2 protein-coding genes are annotated in these 2,941 nt (G+C 69.7%); both read left to right on the top strand.

Annotation, left to right across the window (positions count from 1 at the left end; translation table 11 throughout):
* Positions 1–219 precede the first annotated feature (219 nt).
* Entirely contained in the window at positions 220–2,184 is a 1,965-nt protein-coding gene (locus CV1CTNOD_RS21735; RefSeq protein ID WP_131787822.1) for a Cas10/Cmr2 second palm domain-containing protein, read from the top strand.
* The coding region (locus CV1CTNOD_RS21730) for an RAMP superfamily CRISPR-associated protein (RefSeq protein WP_207386595.1) at positions 2,181–2,941 on the top strand (761 nt) is incomplete at its 3' end. The genes CV1CTNOD_RS21735 and CV1CTNOD_RS21730, both read left to right, overlap by 4 nt.

The raw sequence follows: 2,941 nt of genomic DNA, 5'->3' as shown, positions 1-2,941 counted from the left end.
GCTGGCGGGGCGGCTGGCGGGGACTCCGCCACGCAGGCGGGCGTCGTCCGTCAGACGTAGATGCGGGGGGGGACCGTCGGTCCCGATCCTTTCCGATGACGGGACCGACGGTTACTGCCCGCGAGAGACGTGGGAACGGCAACGGGCGGCCGTTATCGCTGGTAACAGAGTCACAGAGGTAACAGGAGCAACGGGCGGAGCACACGGAAGGACCACCAGATGGGCGTCACCTGTCACGTCGTCCTTATCGAGACGTCGGGAAACCAGAATTTCATCTTCAACACCACCAAACGGCGGGAGAACGTCGGCGCATCCGAGCTCGTCCACCGGCTCGAACAATGGGTGCGTGACGCGCTCAAGGACGAGTTCACCGGGTTCAGCTCGTCCTGGCGGATCGCCGGCAACCGCAGCGCGCAGCTTCTGGTGGCCGCGGCCGGCAGCGCGAAGGTGGTCGTCCGGGATCCGGAAAAGGGAAGAGCCCTGGTCGGCAACGTGACGGCGCGGGCGCTGCGAGAGGCCCCCGGCCTGGACGTATGCGGCGTCGTCGGCGAGTCGTTCGACTGGGACGACGCTAACCAGGAAGACGACGCCCACCATGAAGACGACACCCACCAGGAAGCGGGAGAACCTCCGGTCAGCATGCTTGCCAGGCGATGCCGCGACGTTCATGAGGCGCTGCCACGGGTCAGGAGCGACCGGCCCGGCCCGATGAGCCGCTTCCCGCGCATCCCGATCGTGGACGAGTGCGCGGCCAGCGGCCTGCCCGCCCACGACGTGATCACGGAAGGCCAGGGCCCGCGATCACGTCAGCCCCGGGCACGCCCGAGCCTGGCCAAGCGGGCTGCTCGGGACAACGGGTTCCACCGGCTCGCGCATAATGCCGAAATCTCGAAGTCAGCGCTGGAGAAGATCGCCGACCATCTGGAGGAGAAACCCGACTGGGTCGCCGTGATCCACGCTGACGGCAACAGCCTCGGCCAACTGTTCACCGAGCTCGGCAACGCGACCGGCGACCGGCCCGACGACACCGACGCACCCAGCGACCGCTACGCCGAGGCCCTCGGACCGTTCTCGAAAGCCGTCGACGCATGCACCGTCAGAGCGTTCCGCGAAGCGCTGGAACACTGCCGGCGGGTACTCCCCCGCAATCATGACGTGGAGGGCGCCGTACCGGTGCTCCCGCTGGTACTCGGCGGCGACGACCTCACGGTGATCTGTGCCGGTTCGGTCTCCCTGGCCTTCGCCGAGGCATATCTCATCGCCTTCGAGGAGGCCACCGGCTCCGACCCGGTCATCCGGAAGCACGCGCCGGACGGGCTCACCGCGTGCGCCGGGGTGGCCGTCGTCAAGCCGCATTTTCCGTTCTCCGCCGCCTACGACCTGGCCGAGGAGCTGACGCAGGAGGCGAAGAAGACGGTCAAGCAGTATTCGGTGGGTCGGGAGCCGTCCGCGGCGCCGGACGCGCCAGGGGAACCGGAGCAAGCCCGGCCTCGGACACGGCCACGGCCACGGGCGTCCGCGTTCTCGTTCCACGTCCTGTATGACAGCGGTGGCAGCGATCCCGGCCATCTGCGTGACCGGATGAAGGTCGCGGTCGGCGCCGCCGACCTCGAGGCCGGACGCGACCCCGGGAAACGACCGAAGCTGCGTGCGCTGCTGTACGCACAGCCCTACGTGGTCACCCGTGACATGCGTGAGCCGTGGACCGTGGGACGTCACTGGGACGACCTCGCCCGGCGCGTGGCGGCGCTCACCGCCACCTTCGACTCGACCGACGGAACCGACGAGGCGGGCGAGCGCAAGCTGCCGACCAGCCAGATGCACGACCTGCGGGAGGCACTGTTCTCCGGACGGGACGCCGCCGACGGCCGGTTCCGCCAGATGCTGGCGCGTTACCACGACCGGGGGCTCGACCTCTTCGTCGGCTCCGGTACCGAGAACAGAGCCGGCACCGGCGAGATCCCGACCGGGAACAACGTGTCGCTGTTCTGGCGGATCAGCGATCGGGGTCTGGTCGACGGGCAGCCAGGCCAGGTCACCGAACCACCGGTCACCGGGCTGCTCGACGCGATGAACGCGCTCCACCTCATAGGTGACCTCGCCGACCGGCACAACCTCTCCGACCGGCACAACCATGCGGCAAAGGCGGGCAACGAGAGAACGACGACGGGGGCATCGGGATGACAAGCCCGAACGGCACGATCAGAAGCACGACAGGGACGCCGGACGCCCCGGCGAGCCACCTCGTCCTCGCGCTGACCCTGCACATGGACAGCGACTGGCACTGCGGCACCGGTCTGGGCATCCCCGGTGGGATCGACAAACTGGTCAACACCGACCATGACGGCCTGCCGTTCGTGCCCGGCAAGACCCTGACCGGGGTGTGGCGGGACGCCTGTGAGCTTGCCGCCGCCGCGCTCGACGGCTCGACCAGCTCCACGGGACCGGCCGGGGGATGGCACGCCTGGGTCGAGTTCCTTTTCGGCAGCCAGCCGGTTCTGTCCGCCGCGGGCTCGCCCACGGGGGACAAGCCGCGCCCGGCGGCCCTGTCGGTGCGCCCGGCGCGGTATCCGGCCGCCCTCGCCGCGGCTCTGCGGTCGGACGAACAGCGCAGGCTGCGTGACGCGACCACGTTCGTCCGCCCCGGGGTGAAGATCGACCCGAGCACGGGGCGGGCGGCGGACAAGTTCCTCCGCTTCGAGCAGATGGCGCGTTGCGGCGTCCAACTGACCGCGAGCGCAACGCTCGCTGACTGGTCGGCTCCCCACCCGGGTGGGGAGGACCCGGGCGGGGAGAACCCGGATGACGATGGCCTGGATGACGATGGCCGCCGGGCAGCCGCCGCGCTGCTTCTGCTCGGCGCACGCCTGGTGGAGTCCATCGGTGGCAAGCGTCGGCGAGGCGCAGGTCGGTGCCGCCTCGAAGTCACCCAGGTCGAACC

It is taken from the genome of Protofrankia symbiont of Coriaria ruscifolia, from assembly GCF_900634745.1.
In the GTDB taxonomy this organism is placed as follows: domain Bacteria; phylum Actinomycetota; class Actinomycetes; order Frankiales; family Frankiaceae; genus Protofrankia; species Protofrankia californiensis.
The sequence above is the reverse complement of the archived record's forward strand: the minus strand, read 5'-3'. Positions and strand labels throughout refer to the sequence as shown.

Coding starts and splice junctions, on each gene's coding strand:
- CV1CTNOD_RS21735 (WP_131787822.1), top strand. CDS start 220: ATGGGCGTCACCTGTCACGTCGTCCTTATCGAGACGTCGGGAAACCAG.